Here is a 17872-nt window from a genome sequence, read left to right on the forward strand (position 1 = left end):
TTTTTTGTAACAGAAATGACAAAACTATGCTGTTCTAATTGCGTATGATGGATTAAAATCCATCTCTACAATATGTTTCGTTCCTTCGGAACTTTTTAAACTTCTGTCAATTTGTTTATAAACTCCAAACGAACACTTCCATCTTCGTCGATTTTAGTCAAATTGATTTCCTGTAATGTATTCACTAATTCAGGATTCCATGGAGTTTTTACTTTCACATAATTTTCGGTAAAACCGTGAATATATCCTTCTTTATTTTCACTTTCGAATAAAACAGTTCTACTAGTTCCTATTTGAGTTTCATAAAAAGCACGGCGTTTTTTAACTGATAATCCACGTAGCATTTTGCTGCGTTTCGCTCTTACGTTTGCCGGAACAATTCCTGGCATATTTGCAGCTTCTGTATTGTCTCTTTCAGAATAAGTAAAAACGTGCAGGTAAGAAATGTCCATTTCGTTAAGGAAATGATAGGTTTCTAAAAAGTGTTCGTCTGTTTCTCCGGGGAAACCTACAATCACGTCAACACCTATACAAGCGTGTGGCATTACTTCGCGAATTTTATTTACTCGTTCTGTATATACTTCACGTAAATAACGGCGTTTCATTAATTTTAAAATATCATTACTTCCGGATTGTAAAGGAATATGAAAATGCGGTACAAAAGTTCTGCTTTTAGAAACAAATTCAATCGTTTCATTTTTCAATAAATTAGGTTCGATTGATGAAATTCTCAAACGCTCGATTCCTTCAACTTCATCTAATGCTTTAACTAAATCCAGAAAAGTATGTTCGTGTTTTTTATTCCCAAATTCTCCTTTTCCGTAATCTCCAATATTTACTCCTGTCAAAACAATCTCTTTAATATTTTGAGATGAAATTTCTTTGGCATTTTGCAGAACATTTTCTAAAGCATCACTTCTTGAAATTCCTCTTGCAAGCGGAATTGTACAATAGGTACATTTATAATCGCAGCCGTCCTGAACTTTCAGGAATGCGCGGGTACGATCGCCAATAGAATAACTTCCAACATAAAAATCAGCTTCAGAAATTTCACATGAGTGCACTTCACCCATATCATTTTTGCTTAAGTCGTTAATATAATCGGTGATTTTAAACTTTTCTGTAGCTCCAAGAACCAAATCAACACCGTCAACGGCTGCTAATTCTTCTGGTTTTAATTGTGCATAACAACCCACAGCAGCTACAAATGCCTTATCATTAAGTTTCATTGCCTTTTTCACCACCTGCTTAAATTGTTTATCAGCATTCTCTGTCACTGAACAGGTATTTATGACATAAATGTCGGCTACTTCTTCAAAATCAACACGATCAAAACCTTCATCATTAAAGTTTCTGGCGATTGTAGAGGTTTCTGAAAAATTCAGTTTGCAACCAAGCGTATAAAAAGCAACTTTTTTTCTATTTTCCATGGGAATAAACTACGTTTTAAGTAGTAAGATATTATATTTACATCTCTTTTAAAGAGTTTGCAAATTTACGTACAATATTCTTTAAAATAAAATCAATAATACACTATATATCAATAATTTGCGACAAACATATATTTAAAAGCACGATAAAAAACTTTAAATCAAACTAAAATACCAATGAATAAATTTTACCTGTAAATAAACAATTAAATATTTCAATAAGAATAAAATGACAAAAACATCGATTAAATGCAAATAACATCGATTAAATACATTTTTATACTGTTTAGATTGAAATTTTCTTACATTTAGATTTGATTAAATTATTTTTTAGAAGTACTTTCACTTCCTCAAAAAAGTTGATAAAAAAAATTATATTATTTAAATAATAATTCATCCATAACAATTTTGATTTTCCCTCGTTATGTTGTTGTTTTGTTATAATAAAAATGGGAAGGCCGAAAACCAGAAAGAGTAGGCAAAAATTATAAATTAAATTCCATATGAAAGCATTTTTACCCACAATCTGCTTGATGTTCTTAACCATTTTTAGCTCGCATGCACAAACTGCTGCTCCGGCTGCTAATCCATTTCCATCTATTAGTACATTGACAACTTGGGCGAGCTTAAACTCTCAATCTCAATTTGATATTGCAATTCGTGCGGTTGGATTTAAATTTGAAGTAAAGGAACCTAGTGAAGGCTCAACAGCTTATACTTATATTCGTAAAGTAACAGTAAATGAAGTAAATTATACTGATAGAATTGTTTACAGAATTACTAATAATAACTCGGCAAGTATTATCTCTTTGGTAACAGCTTCTACTGATTTAGTAAGTTTGTACACGCCACAACTGTCTACTTTTAAAAACAACAATTGTAAAACAGAAATGTCTAAAGATAAAAACACTACTTGTACTTGTTACGAAAGCGCTAATTTTGCTATCGATCTTTGCGACGAACGTGTAAAACTGACAATGGGTGATGGAAATAAATATTTTGTTTCTGTAGCTAAAAAATAATATCTAATATTTTACTATTAGAAAAACTACGAGCTGTTTTCCAAATCTTTGTATATCTAAACAAAGAGATTACAAAGATTTGGAACGCATTTCTTAGGATTTATAAGTTTGGATTTTTCATTTCGTACCAAACTTCCAATTCTCCTTCATATTCAAAAGAATTTACGTAATGTAATCCAAGCTTTTCTAAAATTTTTCTTGAATTCTCATTCCCTGCATCGGCGTAAGCATAAAGCGCTTCAACCTTCATTACATTAAATGCATAATCTATAAAAGCTTTTCCGGCTTCAGTGGCATATCCTCTTCCCCAATGTTTTTCGATAAAACGATATCCTAATTCGTAAAAATCTTTATGATTGTTGATTTCATTTTTGATCAGCTTAATTCCGGACCAGCCCAAAAACTCATTCGTTTCTTTTAGAATTACAGCCCAGCGGCCAATTCCAAGATTCTTATATTGTTGCTGGATATTTTTTATTTGATCAAGACTTTGCTCAATATCTTTTACCGGTTTATTTCCAAGAAAAAGATGCACTTTTGGATTCGAATCCAATTCGAACATTCCGTCAGCATCTGAAATAAGTAATTCTCTCAAAAGTAATCGTTCCGTTTCTATTGGTTCTTTCATCTCAACTAAATTTAGTTTAAAATATAACGCTGCACAACCTCAGCAACTCCATCATTATTATTTGACGCCACAATTACATTTGCTCTGTCACGTAATTCCGGCGTAACATTATCAACCCAAACTCCAAGTCCGGCATATTCAATCATTGTTAAATCATTTCCTGCATTTCCTACTGCAATAATTTCGCTTTGATGAATATTTAATTTCGCTGCCAAAAGCTTAATACTTGCCGCTTTATCTATTCCGTTTTGAGCAGCTTCCAGGAAAAAAGGCTTAGACATTGCAATACTTAAATGGGGCATTGCTAGTTTTAAATCTTTTTCTACTTCTTTTAAATAAGAAGGTTCTGCTAATAAAATACATTTCACTGCTGGTTTAGTTACAGCTGCTTTAAAATCAGGCACTTTATTATGTGGCAATCCTGTTATATCTTTTTCAATTTCTATATATTTCGAATCAGTTTCGCTAACAATTTCACCATCAATATAAGTGATAATATGCGTTTTCATTTTTACACTATAATCGTATAAATCATGAATTTGTTCCGGCGTTAAACATTGTTCAAATAATATAAGTTCATCTTTTACAGTGCTAATTACAGCGCCATTAAATGAAATAATATACGAATCATTCAAATCAAGTTCTAAGTCTTTAGCATAAGCCGTCATTGCCGATGTTGGTCTGCCAGAAGCCAAAACTACATACACGCCTTTTGCCTGCGCTTCAAGAAGTACTTTTTTATTTAATTCCGAAATTTTATGATCGTCTGTCAACAAAGTATCATCCATGTCGAGCACCAGCATTTTATATTGCATATTTTCTTAGTTTTCAGTTTTCAGTTTTCAGTCGCAGTTTTCAGTCACAGTAAGGACTGAAAACTGAGACTGCGACTGACTACTCTTTTATTAGATACTCATCCTGAATTCTTCGATAACCGGATTTGCTTTTGCGAAATCTGTTTCCTGAATAAATACTTCAACAGCTAAATCTGAACCTCCGTACCCGCCTAAACGTGCCGATTGGATATTATCTTTTTTTACTGTTTCTACTCCAGCTTCTTCTAATCTTTCTAACAATGCAATTGCTAAAATTTCACTTCCTGAATACACCTTCATTAATCCCATAACATTTTATTTTTTCTAATTATTTGAATTCTTTATTCTTTATTGTAATATTATTTTTAACTGATTTTGAAAATCGTTATTTTCATTCATTCCGGTATGTTCCTGATCTTTTAATGGATAAAAATGTCCGTTACTTTTCAAAAGTTTACTCAGTCTAACCGAATTTTCATAAGGAATTAACTGATCGTGCATTCCATGAAAAATATAAATCGGCACTTTTATTTTGGGCAGATATTCATAAGTTTCTAAAGTAAACTTTTTTAGAAAATCAGGAAAAAATGGTACTTTGCTACTCGACAATTCGGTAAAACTATAATAAGGCGATTGCAAAATCAAAGCTTTTGGATTATTTTCCGAGGCTAAAATTGTCGCCAATCCTGAACCAATCGAATAACCTGTAATAATAATTTTATTTTCAGGATATCTCTGCGTTAATGTTTTATAAACTACCGAAACATCTTTGTTTAATTGTTCTTCATTTTCAATTTCACCTTCACTTTTACCAAAACTTCTGTAATCTAAAATAAAAATATCATATCCCAGATTCGTATATATTTTAGCAATACTTCCCCAGGTTTCTAATGTTCCGGCATTTCCATGAAGATAGAAAACAAGTCCTTTAGAATGTTCCGCTTTAAATAATAAACCATTTAATTGTACTCCATCAAAAGACTTAATATTGAGTTCTTCAAATTTATGTTGGTAATCAAATCGATGGTCTTTTGAAAGTTTTGCGCTCTGAAAAACCATTCCAACCTGATTGAAATAAACATAGAAAACAATAATTACGTAAATAACAACAAAAAATGCCAAAAGCACAATTGTCAAAAACTTAATCGTTTTTAACATCTCCATATTTCAAAATATTATATTTTTTTCAGTCTCAGTTTACAGTCTCAGTTTACAGTCTGGGTAATAGTGAACAGTGAAAACTGTGACTTAATTATTCTTCAATATCACTTTCTTCTTCACCAAGCTCTTCTTCACCTTCTTCATCCATATCAAATAAATAAGGTTCCAGCATCATTTTATCTGCTAAAATCTCGATACGTTCTGTCAGGTTTTCAGCAAAAATAATACGTTGCGTTTTTGTGATACTGTTTGAAATACGCATGATTTTAGTTTCATGACGCAATTTCAACATTGGATCTGCATCATCGATAATGAACATTTTTAGGCGGTTTACATTATAACCCGCTGTTGTAAACATCTCACTTAATTTATTTGGCGTACCAATTAAAACATCTACTCCTGTCGAAATATAATTTTTATCATAATCTGTATCACCTTTGTCGTGAACACCGTAAACTTCAAGATTCGAATGTTTTCCGTATTTCTCAAAAAGCGCTTCCATCTCTAAAACTTTCGCTTTGTCCTCAACAAAAATCAAAGCACGCGGAGATTCTTCTGTTTGACCTGACAATTGCTGAATTACATTCAATACAATTGTTGTTGTTTTCCCGCTTCCTGCCGGAGAAAGAATAATACAATCTGCTCCACTTTTTATTGTCGAAAAGGTTTCCTGCTGCAAAACATTTGCTTCTGTTAATCCATTTTCAATTAGTGCGTTTTGTAATTTTTCGTTTATTTTTTTTAGTTTCATCTATTTTGATTAAAAGATTGAAAAATTTAAAAATTTAAAAATTATACCTGAAAAGCAATCTTTTAATTTTTAAATATTTTAATCATTGAATTAATTTTATTTGCTTGCAAACATTTTTACGTCAGTTTCCGAAATTTCAGTTCCTCCCAAAATGATTAATCTTTCGACAACATTTCGAAGTTCACGGATGTTTCCTGTCCAATCGTACTCTTGCAATAATTGCACGGCTTGCGCCGAAAATACTTTTACCACGTTCCCTTGCTCTGAGGCAATTTTCTCTGCAAAATATCTTACTAGAGCCGGAATATCATCACGTCTTTCGTTCAATGGCGGAACTTTTATCAGGATTACTGCCAAACGATGGTATAAATCCTCCCGAAAACGACCTTCGGCAATTTCGATTTTTAAATCTTTATTGGTTGCAGCCACAACACGCACATCGACTTTAATATCTTTTTCAGCACCAACTCTGGTAATCATACTTTCCTGTAAAGCGCGCAAAACTTTGGCTTGCGCCGAAAGACTCATATCACCAATTTCATCTAAGAAAATAGTTCCTTTATCAGCTGCTTCAAACTTTCCTGCACGATCTTTAACCGCAGATGTAAATGCACCTTTTACGTGACCAAACAATTCACTTTCAATCAATTCACTTGGAATTGCAGCACAGTTTACTTCAATCATTGGAAAATTAGCGCGTTCGCTTTTTTCATGTAATTGATGTGCCACCAATTCTTTTCCGGTTCCGTTAGGTCCCGTAATTAAAACTCTGGCTTCGGTTTGTGCGACTTTATCAATCATCACTTTTATATGATTGATGGCTTCGCTCTCACCTACCATTTCATAGTTTTTACTGACTTTTTTCTTCAGGATTTTATTTTCAACTACAAGTTGTTTTTTATCTAAAGCATTACGAACAGTATTCAATAAACGGTTTAAATCCGGCGGTTTTGAGATATAGTCAAAAGCTCCCAAACGCATGGTATGAATTGCGGTTTCCATATCGCCGTGACCGGAAATCATAACCATTGGAATTTCAGGTTTGATTTTTTTGGCTTCTTCCAAAACCTCAACACCGTCCATTTTTGGCATTTTGATATCGCACAAAACCAAATCGTAATCGTTGTTTTTTATCTTCTCAAGACCAGCAACTCCATCTTCTGCTTCATCTACCTGATACGTATCATTTTCTTCTGATAAAATTTTTACCAAAACTCTTCTGATCGATGCTTCGTCTTCTATAATTAGTATTTTACTCATTCTTTTCTAGGTTCAAAGTTGCAAAGGTTCAAAGCAACAAAGTTTAAAATCTTTGTCATTTTGTTCCTTTGAACCTTTTATTATTATAATATTTTAATACTCTTGTAATTCCTTAAAGTTCTTCTTTTATGTAAACATCTAGATTCCGATATTCAAAAACCTTTGCAACTTTGTACCTCTGAACCTTTGCAACTATAAAAACTAATATTTAAGCCATCTATACAATTCCTTCCAGGTTGGTTTTTTGCCGTACATTAAAATACCAATGCGGTAAATTTTTGCTGCGAACCAGACAACAAGGAAAAAGGTTGCAAACAATAATGATACCGAAATTGCGATTTGCCACCACGGAACTCCAAACGGAAGTCGCATTAACATTACGATTGGCGAGGTTAACGGAATCATCGAAAATACCACAGCAATTGTACCGTGTGGATCGTTTACGACTGTAAAAAAGCCTATGTAAACACTTAAAATAAGCGGCATAATAATAGGCAAAAGAAATTGCTGAGAATCGGTTTGATTGTCAACTGCAGCTCCAATTGCGGCATAAAATGAGCTGTATAAAAAGTAACCTCCTATAAAATAAACTACAAAACCAAATAAGATACTTGCAATTGGTAAATTCCATAATTCACTGATATACATTTGTGCCGTTCCTGACATTTCATGTTGTGCAGATTGCATTAATTCCGGCGAAATTCTTGCCGTAGGCCCAACATTTACGCCAAAAAATGTCGAAGCAGCAAACATTAATCCTAAACCAATTATGGCCCAGATCGTGAATTGTAATAGTCCTGCTAGTGAGGTTCCTACGATTTTACCAATCATTAACTGAAATGGTTTTACTGATGAAATAATAATTTCGATAATTCGGTTGGTTTTTTCTTCGATCACACTTCGCATTACCATATTTCCGTAAATGATAATGAACATCATAATCAAATATCCAAAGGCGCCGCCAATTCCTATTTTGATTTCATTTAATCCTTTTAAACTTTCCTCGCCGGAAGCTTTTACCAAATGAATATTAACTGAAGATTGTGCTTTTTCAATTGCCAAAGTATCCAGTTTTGCGGCTTCAAGATTTATTTTTGTGATCTTTTGAGCTATGAGATATTGCGTTTTTTCGATAAAAGAAATGCTCGGACTATTGTTCGAAATAAATTCGATTTTACTTTCTAAATCTTTTAAATTATTTGTCTTCGGAATAATAATTAAACCTTCAAAACTTTCATTTGTAATACTGTCTTTTAATGCCTGCGTATCAATTTCAGATAAATTCAGGTATTTAAATGCTGCGTCTTTTTTATTCTGCTTTACAAAATCGTTCGCAAACAAACCGGTTTCGTCACGTATTGCGATTTTTTTGGTTTCTGCTTTCATCGAACTCAAATAACCAATAAATCCGGCAATTGCAACAAACAACAACGGGCTTAAAAAAGTCATGACAACAAAAGATTTATTGCGGACTTTTGCAATAAATTCTCTTTTTATAATTAATGAAATTATACTCATTTATTTAGATTAGTTAGATTTTTAGACTTCTTAGATTGTTAGATTGTTAGATTTTTTGATTCTCAGATTTATTCTAAAAACCTAAGATATCTAACGATCTAAAGATCTATCCTGTTACTGTTTGAATAAAAATATCGTTTACACTTGGGATTTTCTCAACAAAGTGGGTTACTTGTCCGCGTTGTGTAAGGATATTCAACAACTCATTTGGCGTTGAATTTCCTATCTGAATGTCTAGTTTTAAATCATCGTTTAATGACTTGAAATTTGCCGGAGCAACAGTAAACTTTTGTGTAATATCATACATCAAACCTTCGACATTACTGGTCAAAATCCCAACTTCAAAACTATTGGTTCTAAACTGGCGTTTTACATCACTTAGTTTTCCTTCTATTAATTTATTCGATTTATGAATTAAGGCAATATGATCGCAAAGTTCTTCAACACTTTCCATTCTGTGTGTCGAAAAAATAATTGTTGCGCCTTGTTCTTTTAATGCCAGAATTTCATCTTTGATCACATTTGCATTTACAGGATCAAATCCGGAAAAAGGTTCATCAAAAATCAGCAATTTTGGCTTATGCAATACACAAACCACAAACTGAATTTTTTGCGCCATTCCTTTTGAAAGTTCCTGAATTTTCTTGTTCCACCAACCCTGAATTCCCAAACGGTCAAACCAATATTCCAGTTGTACTTTTGCTTCGGCTTTAGAAAGTCCTTTCATTTGTGCCAGATACAAACATTGCTCGCCTACTTTCATGGATGTATACAATCCTCTTTCTTCAGGAAGATAACCAATTGTCTGCACATGTTTCTGCTGCAATTTTTCTCCGTCCAAAATTATTTCGCCGCTATCAGGCAAAGTAATTTGATTTATAATACGAATAAGGGAAGTTTTTCCAGCTCCATTAGGACCTAATAATCCGTAAATACTGCCTTTTGGCACATTTAATGAAACTTCGTTAAGCGCTACATAATCACCGTATTTTTTTACGACTTTATGTACTTCGAGTAAGTTGCTCATGCTATATTTAAGATTTTCTGCGTCAGTTTGATCATTATGACCACCAGCCTGTAAAAGTAAATAATTCAGAGCGAATCTTTGTATAATTAAGCAAAAAACCCATTCTAAATTTACATTAGAATGGGTTTTTATATTTATTAAACACTTTAGAAAAAGTTTAGCTTATGAAAACATATCTTTTACTTTCTCAAAAAATGATTTTTCTGATTTTTCAGGACTTGGAACAAAATGTTCGTCGGCTAAAGCATTTTCAAAAAATTGTTTTTGCTCTTTATTCAACGTTTTAGGTGTCCAAACATTTACATGAACCAGTAAATCTCCGCTTCCGTAACCGTTTATACTTGGAATACCTTTTCCTTTTAGTCTTAGGATTTTTCCAGATTGAATACCTTCTTCCAACTTAATACGAACTTTTCCGTTGATAGCTTCTATATCTTTAGAAACTCCTAAAACCGCTTCTGGAAAACTAATGTATAAATCAAAGTGAATATTTTCTCCTTCACGTTTCAGGAATTCGTGCTCTAACTCTTCAATTGCAACAATTAAATCACCTGGAACACTATTTCCAGGAGCATCATTTCCTTTATTAGAAACTTTTAATTGCATACCATCAGTAACTCCAGCCGGAATTTTGATTGAAACAGTTTCATCTTCCACAACCATTCCTTGTGCATCTGCTTCAGAAGGTCTTTTATCTAAAATCTGACCAGAACCGCCACAAGTTGGACAAGTTGACGCAGATTGCATTCTACCTAAAATAGTATTTGTTACACGCATTACTTGTCCCTGACCGTTACAAGTCGAACATGTTTTGTATGTTACTCCTTTAGCCTGAACTTTACGTTTTACTTTTACTTTTTTCTCAACACCATTAGCAACTTCTTCTAAAGTCAATTTTACTTTAATTCGAAGATTACTTCCTTTAGCACGACGAGGACCTCCGCCACCGCCTCCACCGAAGCCGCCAAATCCACCACCAAAAATGTCACCAAACTGGCTGAAAATGTCATCCATATTCATACCACCGTGGCCACCACCGCCAAAACCTCCAGAACCATCAAAAGCCTGGTGTCCGTATTGATCGTATTTAGCTTTTTTGTTAGGATCGCTTAGAACTTCATAAGCTTCTGCCGCTAATTTAAAGTTTTCTTCTGCCTCTTTGTCTCCCGGATTTTTATCCGGATGATATTTTAAAGCGCTTTTTCTGTACGCTTTTTTAATTTCGGCAGCATCTGCACCTTTTGAAATGCCTAATATTTCGTAAAAATCTTTTTTCATAATAAGGTTAAATTCCAAATCTTAAATTCCAAATTCCAATCTTAAAACTGGCGTTTGAAGCTTCTGTTTGCATTTTTTAGTTTCCGATTACCACTTTAGGGAAACGAATAATTTTGTCTCCTAATTTGTATCCTTTTTCGATAACATCAACAATTTTCCCTTTTAATTTATCAGACGGAGCTGGAATTTGGGTAATTGCCTCAGCAAAATCAGCATTAAAAGTATCACCTGCTCTTACTTCAACTTGCTCTAAACCTTTAGAAACCAAAGTGCTTTTCAATTTTTCATGAATTAACTCCACTCCTTTTTTCAAATTTTCATCTTCAGATTTGTTGATTTCTACAGTTGCTCTGTCAAAATCATCTAAAACTGGAAGCATTGCTAACAAAACTTCTTGATTTGCTGTTTTAAACAAATCCATACGTTCTTTTGAAGTTCTTTTTTTATAATTTTCAAATTCAGCAAATAATCTCAAGAATTTATCTTTTTCTTTTGCCAAGTCTTGAGCTAATTGCTCTTCAACACTTAATTCTTCAACAATTAATTGCTCGCCATTGGCATTATTTTCTAACGTTGCATCATCTAATTCTTGATCGAACTCTGTATTTTCCGTAGTCATATTACTTTTATTTTTAAAAATATTTTTAAACTTCATTTTGTATTCTTTCTGTTGGATTGCAAAAGTACTGCCAAATCTTTTAAAATGTCAAATTGTCACTTTATTAAAACTGAGCGATTTAAAAAGTAATATTACAACTAAGAAATTTAGTATAATTTTAAGACTATTACGTTTTAGTTTATACTATATTTGGGATTCCAATTTGAAAATTAAAGATTACCTATCAAAATTGAATTTAAGGGTTGGCCTCGGCTTCATAAATAATTATTAATTCAAGTTTACCTTATATTAAAAAAGCTTCGCCTATTACAGACGAAGCTTTTTTTTGTTTTTGTTTTTTTTATCGCATAGAACACAAAGGTTTTACGCAGAGTTGACAAAGATTTAAGTTGTTTATGCAATCTAATTCGCCAAAGCTCTGTGAACTTTGTACTTGTATAACCTATACTTCGACAAAGATCTCTGCCTTTCTCTATTGTAAAAAAAAAAATCGCAAAACTATGTATTAGATAGCTTTGCGAATTTTATGCTTTTTGAAAATATTCTTAGATAAAAAACTTTACGTTCTTTGCGATAAAAATAGTGCACGGGCGGAGGGATTCGAACCCCCATCAACGGTTTTGGAGACCGCTATTCTACCCTTGAACTACGCCCGTAATAAGCCGCAAATTAAAAGTTTTTTTTCTTCTCTGGCAACTATTTCACACAGAGATTTAAAAAGAAAATCCTTTAAAATCGCGTAATCTGGGGCAAAAACCTTCACTCCAAACAGTTAACTTAGCAAAGTATTTTTCAATTCCTGAAATCTACATAAACCTGTTCACTTTAAACTAAATTTTATTTCACGCAGATTTAAAAAAGATTTAGCCAGATTAAAGCAGATTTACTTTATATAAAAATCAAATTTAATTTGCTTTAATCTGCAAAATCTGCGTGAAACAAAAAGCCAAATAATTCTTTTAATCTGTGGCAAAAACACTTTACAATCAACTTATGCCAATAAAGCATTTTTCAATCCTTCAAAATCAACTGAAATCTGTTCTCCTGAAACTAAATTTTTAAGAGAATATGAATTATTTGCAATTTCCTGATCGCCTGCAATTACAGCAAACGGAATCAAGCGTTTATCAGCATATTGAAACTGCTTGCCCACTTTTACATTATCAGGATACAATTCTACTTTTATATTTTCTTGTCGTAATTTCTGAATCGCTTTCGAAGCGTATAAAGCTTCAGCATCTCCATAATTGATAAACAACGCTTTTGAAGTTGCTGCTACAGTTTCAGGAAACAATTGCAATTCTTCCAGAACTAAATAAATTCGGTCCAAACCAAAAGAAATTCCAACTCCACTCATGTTTTTCAAACCAAAAATACCCGTTAAATCATCATATCTTCCGCCACCGCCAATAGAACCCATTGAAACGGTTTTTGGGGCGGCTACTTCAAAAATAGCTCCCGTATAATAATTTAATCCACGCGCAAGAGTTACATCAAGATCTAAAGTTGCAGTTGACAAACCTAAAGTTGCCACATTGTCACAAATAAATTTCAATTCCTCAACACCTTTCATTCCTTCTTCTGATTCTGTTAATAAACTGGAAAGTTGATTGATTTTATCCGAAAAAGTTCCGCTAAAACTAAAAAGCGGCTGTACTTTAACCAATGCTTCTTCGGCAATACCTTTTTCAATCATTTCTTTTTTAGCACCATCTTCACCAATTTTATCCAGTTTATCAAGAGCCACCGTAAAATCAATCAATTTATCCGAAGCACCGATAACTTCAGCAATTCCGGATAAAATTTTTCTATTATTGATTTTGATCGTAACACCTTCTAAACCTAAAGAAGTGAAAACTGTATCATATAATTGAACCAATTCTACTTCCTGCCATAATGATTTTGAACCTACAACATCGGCATCACATTGGTAAAATTCTCTATAACGTCCTCTTTGAGGTCTGTCTGCTCTCCAAACAGGTTGAATTTGATATCTTTTAAAAGGAAATTCAATTTCGTTTTGGTGTTGTACCACATATCTCGCGAACGGAACAGTTAAATCATAACGCAAGGCTTTTTCAGAAATTTTTCCGGTAAATTTATTCAGTTCAATTCTTTGATCAAGATTAATTGTTTCTGCCGAATTAACTTGCAGAGATTCTATTGATTCCGGTAATTCAATTTTATTTTTATTGAAGAAAAAGTTTCCTGAATTCAATATTTTAAAAATCAGTCGATCACCTTCTTCTCCGTATTTACCCATTAAAGTATCTGAATTTTCAAACGACGGAGTTTCGATTGGCTGAAACCCAAATTTCTCAAAATTATTTTTTATTGTCTGAATAATATATTGACGTTTTGACACCTCTGCAGGCGAAAAATCTCTTGTTCCTTGTGGTATGCTTGGTTTTGAAGCCATTTTTTAGATCTTTAGATTATTGGATCTTTAGATTATGAGATTTCACTTGCCTGAAGTCTTACATCTAAATGATCTTTTAGATTATTGTATTTTCTCAGAATTAGATTCCTCTATTTCTAATGGACTGCAAATATCTTATTTTTTAAAATAAATAATGCCTGTTCGAAAACAAACTTGTAACAAAAAACGTATTTTCGTGACAAATTGGTCATGATGCTAAAATTATTTAAAGAAAATATCCGAATTGCTTTTGGTTCTATCAAAACACAATTGTTGCGTACCATTCTTACCGTATTAATTATTGCGATTGGGATTACTGCTTTGGTGGGAATTTTAACCGTTGTAACAGCACTTAATAATACCATTTCAACCAATTTTGCTTCTATGGGAGCAAATACTTTCAACATTAACCAATACGAAAACAACCTTAAAAATCGCGGAAGCAACGAACGTGAAATTGTAAATCCTATTATTTCATATCCGGAAGCAGTTGCTTTTAAAAACAAATATAAATATCCTTTTACTGAAACTTCTTTATCGTTCACAGCTACTAAAACAGCAGAAGTTAAATATTTAGATAAAAAAACAGATCCGGAAATTAAAATTCTTGGTGTCGATGAACATTTTATCGCCAACTCTGGTTTAGAAATTAGTTCAGGACGTAGTTTTAATCAATTTGATATTGACAATAACACTTATTCCTGCATTGTAGGATCTGATTTTGAGAAAGGATTATTAAAAGATCTGAACCCAATTGATAAAATAATTTCAATTCGCGGTGCTCGTTTTAAAGTTATTGGCGTTTTAAAAGAAAAAGGATCAACGTTTGGAAACAGTCAGGATTTACGCGTTTTAATTCCAATTCAGGTGGCGCGTTCCTTATTTACTGCCCCAAATATCAATTATACAATGAGCGTAATGGTTTCTAAAAAAGAACTTTTAGACCAGGCGATTGACAATGCAACAAGTACAATGCGAAGAGTTCGAAAATTGAGTCCAACGCGTGACAATAATTTCGGAATTGGACGCAGCGATGATTTGATAAATCGTATTCTGGGAATCACAAAATATTTGGGCTGGGCATCATGGATCATCAGCGTTATTACCATTTTAGGATCTTCAATTGCATTAATGAACATCATGATTGTTTCGGTTACAGAACGTACGAGAGAAATAGGAGTTCGAAAAGCTTTAGGCGCAAAAAAAATAACGATTGCCGTTCAGTTTTTTATCGAAACTTTATTGATTGGACAAATTGGAGGTTTAATAGGTATTGTAATCGGAATCCTTTTAGGTTTTGCCATTGCAACCGCAATGAGTTTTGTATTTGTAGTGCCGTGGGTTGCGATTTTTGCCGCTTTTGGGACCAGTTTTACCGTTGCAATCGTTTCCGGTTTATATCCGGCAATCAAAGCATCAAAACTCGATCCTATTGAGGCTTTGCGTTATGAATAGTTTTCAGTATTCAGTTTTCAGTCGCAGTTTTCAGTGAAATGTGAATAATCTTTGAAGCAGAAATTTATCATTTCAAAAGAACTTTTGTCCCGCTATACGCTACAATCTTTTATGCCGAACGCCGGCATAAAAGGATTTTCACTTCTATCGGGGCTAGATTAGAAGTTTAATTATTTTCAGTAACTTCTCTTAAAAAATTATGCAGTTTTAGAAACCTTGCAGGAAATCATTCTGTCATTATCATAAATATCTCTTCGTAATTCGATATTTTTAAAATCCATTTTTTCAAGTAACTCTCTTGTTTCGTCGCCTAAATACTGATTGATTTCAAAATACAATTGTCCGTTATCCAAAAGATTATTTTGTGCCAGATCTGCTATTTTTCTATAGAAAATCAGTGCATCATTATCATCTACAAAAAGTGCCAGATGCGGTTCATAATCCAGAACATTCTTTTTAATTTCCTCTTTCTCTAAATTTCGAACATAAGGCGGATTCGAAACAATAATGTCAAAATTACATTTCAAAGCTTCTGTCTCTAAAATATTCTGAAGCATAAAAGTTACTCCGGTTTTATTATTAATTGCATTTCGTTTTGCAGTTTCTATGGCTTTTTTCGAAACATCAATACCGTAAACTTCAGCATTTGGGATATTTTTCGCCAGAGAAATGGCAATACAACCGCTTCCTGTACCAATATCAAGGATTTTTATTTTTTTAGAAGTATCAATTTTTGAATTTTCATTGATAATCCATTCGACTAATTCTTCTGTTTCAGGTCTCGGAATCAAGACATTTTCATTGACTTCAAAATCCAATCCATAAAAATGAGTTTTTCCCAGTAAATACTGGATAGGAACTTCTTTTTTTAATTCCGTTAAAAAGGAATCCCAAACCACAAAATCGTTTTCTGAAAACGTCAATTCATGATTTAAGGCTAAATCAATTTGTCGTAATTTATGTTTGTCTTCTAATATTAAATAGAAAAAACTCTCCGCTTCATATGCATCGTAAAAAGGGGATAATTCTTTTATAAATTGAGTACGATATTGTTTGATTCTCATTTTGAGTTTATTTTAAACGCCGCAGCTTTTTGTCAATTATTACCATTATCTAAACTATTAACTTTATTATATTCCTAGCAATCAAACTGAACTGCTATTTCGGCAACCTTTTTCATCGCTTCATCATTTGTAGCTTTTGATGAAAGAAATAAAATTACCCGCTCTTCTTCATAATTTCTACTTGCACTAAAAATCAAATCCAGTTTTCCGTCTCCATCGATATCTCCTGCAAAAAGCAATGCTACAAATGTATCATCAAACGACTCTTCGGCTAAAAGCAGTTTCTCAACGCCATTAACCGCCGTTAAAAAAAGTTTATAATTTGCTACATTTTTAAAAACTTTGTCATCATCATTGTCTGAATCTGTTTTATCCTCAGATAAAACTTTTCCTTCCGCTCTAAGAACGTAATTAATACCATTAAATGTATACGTTACTTTTTCTTTTGGCCAAACTTTGTGTTTATTAATTTTCAAAGACTTAATCTTCCCTACTTTCAAACCCGGATAATCCATAAAAACAATCGTTTTATTTTTCGAAATAATTGACTGTAAAGAATCTCCGGAACATTCGTCAAATCCTTTTTCTATTTTAAAATCGGCTTTTGCCAAATAATATTCACCGTTATTTTCATATAAATCTATCCATTTATCCGTTAAAGACGCAGCCGGATTTACCTCATAAGTTCGATAACTGCGTGGTAACAAAATGTCAAAATCATTTTTAATTTTTTCATCAGCTGCAACTTCATTCTCTTTTACAGAATCTTTTACAACAGTTTTATTAGCAACTTTAACCTTTTTATCTGCCTTTTTTTGTTTAGAATTATTACAAGAAAACAAAACTGAAACTAAAACAATTCCAAAAACAATTTTTTTCATATGATTATAAAACTTTTAGCATCCAAACTGGACAAGAACTATGCCCAGTATTTCCTAATGGTGCATCTAAATATTCAAAACCTGATTTTTTATATAATTTTTGGGCGGCATGCATAAATGGCATTGTCTCGATATAACATTTTTCAAAACCAAAAATTCTTCCTTGTTCCAAGCATTTTTCTATCATTTGTGCTCCAATTCCTAAACCACGGGTTTCCGGTAAAAAATACATTTTTTGTAATTCACAAATCTTGGGATCACCATTTTCTAAAGGCGCAACTCCTGAACAGCCCACAATTTTACCTTCGTTTTCAACTACAAAATAAGCTGATTTTGGTTTGTTATATTCTTCAAACATTAAATCTAAATACGGATCTGCATATGCTGTACCTACTTTTGGTATTTCCATTTCATCAAAAACTGATCGTATTAATTGAGCAACTGCTTGATTGTCTTCTTTTTTAATTCTTCTGATAATCCAATTTTCCATATTTTTTTATTCGTATAACTTCTTACAAAAGTAAAAAATACTTTTTGATAGTTT

Annotated in this window: 17 protein-coding genes and 1 tRNA gene; 2 read left to right on the forward strand and 16 right to left on the reverse strand. The window is 32.7% G+C overall.

All coding sequences use genetic code 11. From position 1 onward, the window contains the following. Nucleotides 1-95 precede the first annotated feature (95 nt). The gene (gene mtaB, locus KHA90_RS20085; protein WP_213305503.1) at nucleotides 96-1430 is read right to left on the reverse strand and encodes a tRNA (N(6)-L-threonylcarbamoyladenosine(37)-C(2))-methylthiotransferase MtaB; all 1335 of its coding nucleotides are present in this window, start codon (nucleotides 1428-1430) and stop codon (nucleotides 96-98) included. Nucleotides 1431-1933: 503 nt separating this feature from the next. Here mtaB and KHA90_RS20090 point away from each other — a divergent pair. Next, nucleotides 1934-2452 (forward strand): hypothetical protein, encoded by a 519-nt coding sequence (locus tag KHA90_RS20090; protein ID WP_213305506.1) that lies wholly within the window; start codon nucleotides 1934-1936, stop codon nucleotides 2450-2452. Nucleotides 2453-2552: 100 nt separating this feature from the next. On the opposite strand, the gene KHA90_RS20095 is transcribed toward KHA90_RS20090, so the two are convergent. From KHA90_RS20095 to hisS, 12 genes are all read right to left on the reverse strand, one after another. Beyond that, nucleotides 2553-3080: a GNAT family N-acetyltransferase gene (locus KHA90_RS20095; protein ID WP_213305509.1), complete on the reverse strand. Its 528-nt coding sequence runs from the start codon at nucleotides 3078-3080 to the stop codon at nucleotides 2553-2555. 11 nt (nucleotides 3081-3091) lie between these two features. Continuing rightward, the gene (locus KHA90_RS20100) at nucleotides 3092-3895 is read right to left on the reverse strand and encodes a Cof-type HAD-IIB family hydrolase (RefSeq protein WP_213305512.1); all 804 of its coding nucleotides are present in this window, start codon (nucleotides 3893-3895) and stop codon (nucleotides 3092-3094) included. A gap of 90 nt (nucleotides 3896-3985) precedes the next feature. Next, a complete protein-coding gene (locus tag KHA90_RS20105; protein WP_213305515.1) occupies nucleotides 3986-4204 on the reverse strand; it encodes a putative signal transducing protein in 219 nt (72 codons plus the stop codon). Between the two features lie 39 nt (nucleotides 4205-4243). Further along, nucleotides 4244-5059, reverse strand: a complete 816-nt coding sequence (locus KHA90_RS20110; RefSeq protein WP_213305518.1) for an alpha/beta hydrolase — start codon at nucleotides 5057-5059, stop codon at nucleotides 4244-4246. An 88-nt stretch (nucleotides 5060-5147) separates the two neighbouring features. After that, on the reverse strand, nucleotides 5148-5807 hold the full coding sequence (locus tag KHA90_RS20115; RefSeq protein ID WP_213305521.1) for a DEAD/DEAH box helicase: 660 nt from the start codon (nucleotides 5805-5807) through the stop codon (nucleotides 5148-5150). Nucleotides 5808-5903: 96 nt separating this feature from the next. Continuing rightward, entirely contained in the window at nucleotides 5904-7067 is a 1164-nt protein-coding gene (locus tag KHA90_RS20120; protein WP_213305524.1) for a sigma-54-dependent transcriptional regulator, read from the reverse strand. Between the two features lie 201 nt (nucleotides 7068-7268). Continuing rightward, nucleotides 7269-8585, reverse strand: a complete 1317-nt coding sequence (locus tag KHA90_RS20125; protein ID WP_213305527.1) for an ABC transporter permease — start codon at nucleotides 8583-8585, stop codon at nucleotides 7269-7271. A 106-nt stretch (nucleotides 8586-8691) separates the two neighbouring features. Beyond that, nucleotides 8692-9612, reverse strand: coding sequence for an ABC transporter ATP-binding protein (locus KHA90_RS20130; RefSeq protein ID WP_213305540.1), 921 nt, complete (start codon nucleotides 9610-9612; stop codon nucleotides 8692-8694). 162 nt (nucleotides 9613-9774) lie between these two features. Continuing rightward, entirely contained in the window at nucleotides 9775-10890 is a 1116-nt protein-coding gene (gene dnaJ, locus KHA90_RS20135) for a molecular chaperone DnaJ (RefSeq protein ID WP_213305543.1), read from the reverse strand. A gap of 76 nt (nucleotides 10891-10966) precedes the next feature. Next, nucleotides 10967-11545, reverse strand: a complete 579-nt coding sequence (locus KHA90_RS20140) for a nucleotide exchange factor GrpE (protein WP_213305548.1) — start codon at nucleotides 11543-11545, stop codon at nucleotides 10967-10969. 549 nt (nucleotides 11546-12094) lie between these two features. Continuing rightward, nucleotides 12095-12165: transfer RNA gene (locus tag KHA90_RS20145), tRNA-Trp, on the reverse strand. A gap of 335 nt (nucleotides 12166-12500) precedes the next feature. Further along, nucleotides 12501-13928 carry a histidine--tRNA ligase gene (gene hisS, locus KHA90_RS20150; RefSeq protein WP_213305551.1) on the reverse strand — a complete coding sequence of 476 codons (1428 nt, stop codon included), beginning with the start codon at nucleotides 13926-13928 and terminating at the stop codon, nucleotides 12501-12503. A gap of 210 nt (nucleotides 13929-14138) precedes the next feature. Here hisS and KHA90_RS20155 point away from each other — a divergent pair, with 210 nt between their 5' ends. Next, a complete protein-coding gene (locus KHA90_RS20155) occupies nucleotides 14139-15383 on the forward strand; it encodes an ABC transporter permease (RefSeq protein WP_213305554.1) in 1245 nt (414 codons plus the stop codon). Between the two features lie 197 nt (nucleotides 15384-15580). On the opposite strand, the gene prmC is transcribed toward KHA90_RS20155, so the two are convergent. The 3 genes from prmC to KHA90_RS20170 all read right to left on the reverse strand — a co-directional run bounded on the left by prmC (nucleotide 15581) and on the right by KHA90_RS20170 (nucleotide 17818). Further along, nucleotides 15581-16447, reverse strand: coding sequence for a peptide chain release factor N(5)-glutamine methyltransferase (gene prmC, locus KHA90_RS20160; RefSeq protein ID WP_213305557.1), 867 nt, complete (start codon nucleotides 16445-16447; stop codon nucleotides 15581-15583). 74 nt (nucleotides 16448-16521) lie between these two features. After that, the gene (locus KHA90_RS20165; protein WP_213305559.1) at nucleotides 16522-17328 is read right to left on the reverse strand and encodes a hypothetical protein; all 807 of its coding nucleotides are present in this window, start codon (nucleotides 17326-17328) and stop codon (nucleotides 16522-16524) included. A gap of 4 nt (nucleotides 17329-17332) precedes the next feature. Further along, entirely contained in the window at nucleotides 17333-17818 is a 486-nt protein-coding gene (locus KHA90_RS20170) for a GNAT family N-acetyltransferase (protein ID WP_213305561.1), read from the reverse strand. Between the last annotated feature and the right edge of the window lie 54 nt (nucleotides 17819-17872).

Origin of the sequence: Flavobacterium psychroterrae (assembly GCF_018380615.1) — a bacterium.
Classification (GTDB): domain Bacteria; phylum Bacteroidota; class Bacteroidia; order Flavobacteriales; family Flavobacteriaceae; genus Flavobacterium; species Flavobacterium psychroterrae.

What these genes read in the sequence shown, in the direction of transcription:
- mtaB (WP_213305503.1), bottom strand. Translation starts at nt 1,430, where the DNA reads ATGGAAAATAGAAAAAAAGTTGCTTTTTATACGCTTGGTTGCAAACTG.
- dnaJ (WP_213305543.1), bottom strand. Translation starts at nt 10,890, where the DNA reads ATGAAAAAAGATTTTTACGAAATATTAGGCATTTCAAAAGGTGCAGAT.
- KHA90_RS20110 (WP_213305518.1), bottom strand. Translation starts at nt 5,059, where the DNA reads ATGGAGATGTTAAAAACGATTAAGTTTTTGACAATTGTGCTTTTGGCA.
- KHA90_RS20170 (WP_213305561.1), bottom strand. Translation starts at nt 17,818, where the DNA reads ATGGAAAATTGGATTATCAGAAGAATTAAAAAAGAAGACAATCAAGCA.
- KHA90_RS20105 (WP_213305515.1), bottom strand. Translation starts at nt 4,204, where the DNA reads ATGGGATTAATGAAGGTGTATTCAGGAAGTGAAATTTTAGCAATTGCA.
- hisS (WP_213305551.1), bottom strand. Translation starts at nt 13,928, where the DNA reads ATGGCTTCAAAACCAAGCATACCACAAGGAACAAGAGATTTTTCGCCT.
- KHA90_RS20165 (WP_213305559.1), bottom strand. Translation starts at nt 17,328, where the DNA reads ATGAAAAAAATTGTTTTTGGAATTGTTTTAGTTTCAGTTTTGTTTTCT.
- KHA90_RS20115 (WP_213305521.1), bottom strand. Translation starts at nt 5,807, where the DNA reads ATGAAACTAAAAAAAATAAACGAAAAATTACAAAACGCACTAATTGAA.
- KHA90_RS20090 (WP_213305506.1), top strand. Translation starts at nt 1,934, where the DNA reads ATGAAAGCATTTTTACCCACAATCTGCTTGATGTTCTTAACCATTTTT.
- prmC (WP_213305557.1), bottom strand. Translation starts at nt 16,447, where the DNA reads ATGAGAATCAAACAATATCGTACTCAATTTATAAAAGAATTATCCCCT.
- KHA90_RS20100 (WP_213305512.1), bottom strand. Translation starts at nt 3,895, where the DNA reads ATGCAATATAAAATGCTGGTGCTCGACATGGATGATACTTTGTTGACA.
- KHA90_RS20125 (WP_213305527.1), bottom strand. Translation starts at nt 8,585, where the DNA reads ATGAGTATAATTTCATTAATTATAAAAAGAGAATTTATTGCAAAAGTC.
- KHA90_RS20095 (WP_213305509.1), bottom strand. Translation starts at nt 3,080, where the DNA reads ATGAAAGAACCAATAGAAACGGAACGATTACTTTTGAGAGAATTACTT.
- KHA90_RS20130 (WP_213305540.1), bottom strand. Translation starts at nt 9,612, where the DNA reads ATGAGCAACTTACTCGAAGTACATAAAGTCGTAAAAAAATACGGTGAT.
- KHA90_RS20120 (WP_213305524.1), bottom strand. Translation starts at nt 7,067, where the DNA reads ATGAGTAAAATACTAATTATAGAAGACGAAGCATCGATCAGAAGAGTT.
- KHA90_RS20140 (WP_213305548.1), bottom strand. Translation starts at nt 11,545, where the DNA reads ATGAAGTTTAAAAATATTTTTAAAAATAAAAGTAATATGACTACGGAA.
- KHA90_RS20155 (WP_213305554.1), top strand. Translation starts at nt 14,139, where the DNA reads ATGATGCTAAAATTATTTAAAGAAAATATCCGAATTGCTTTTGGTTCT.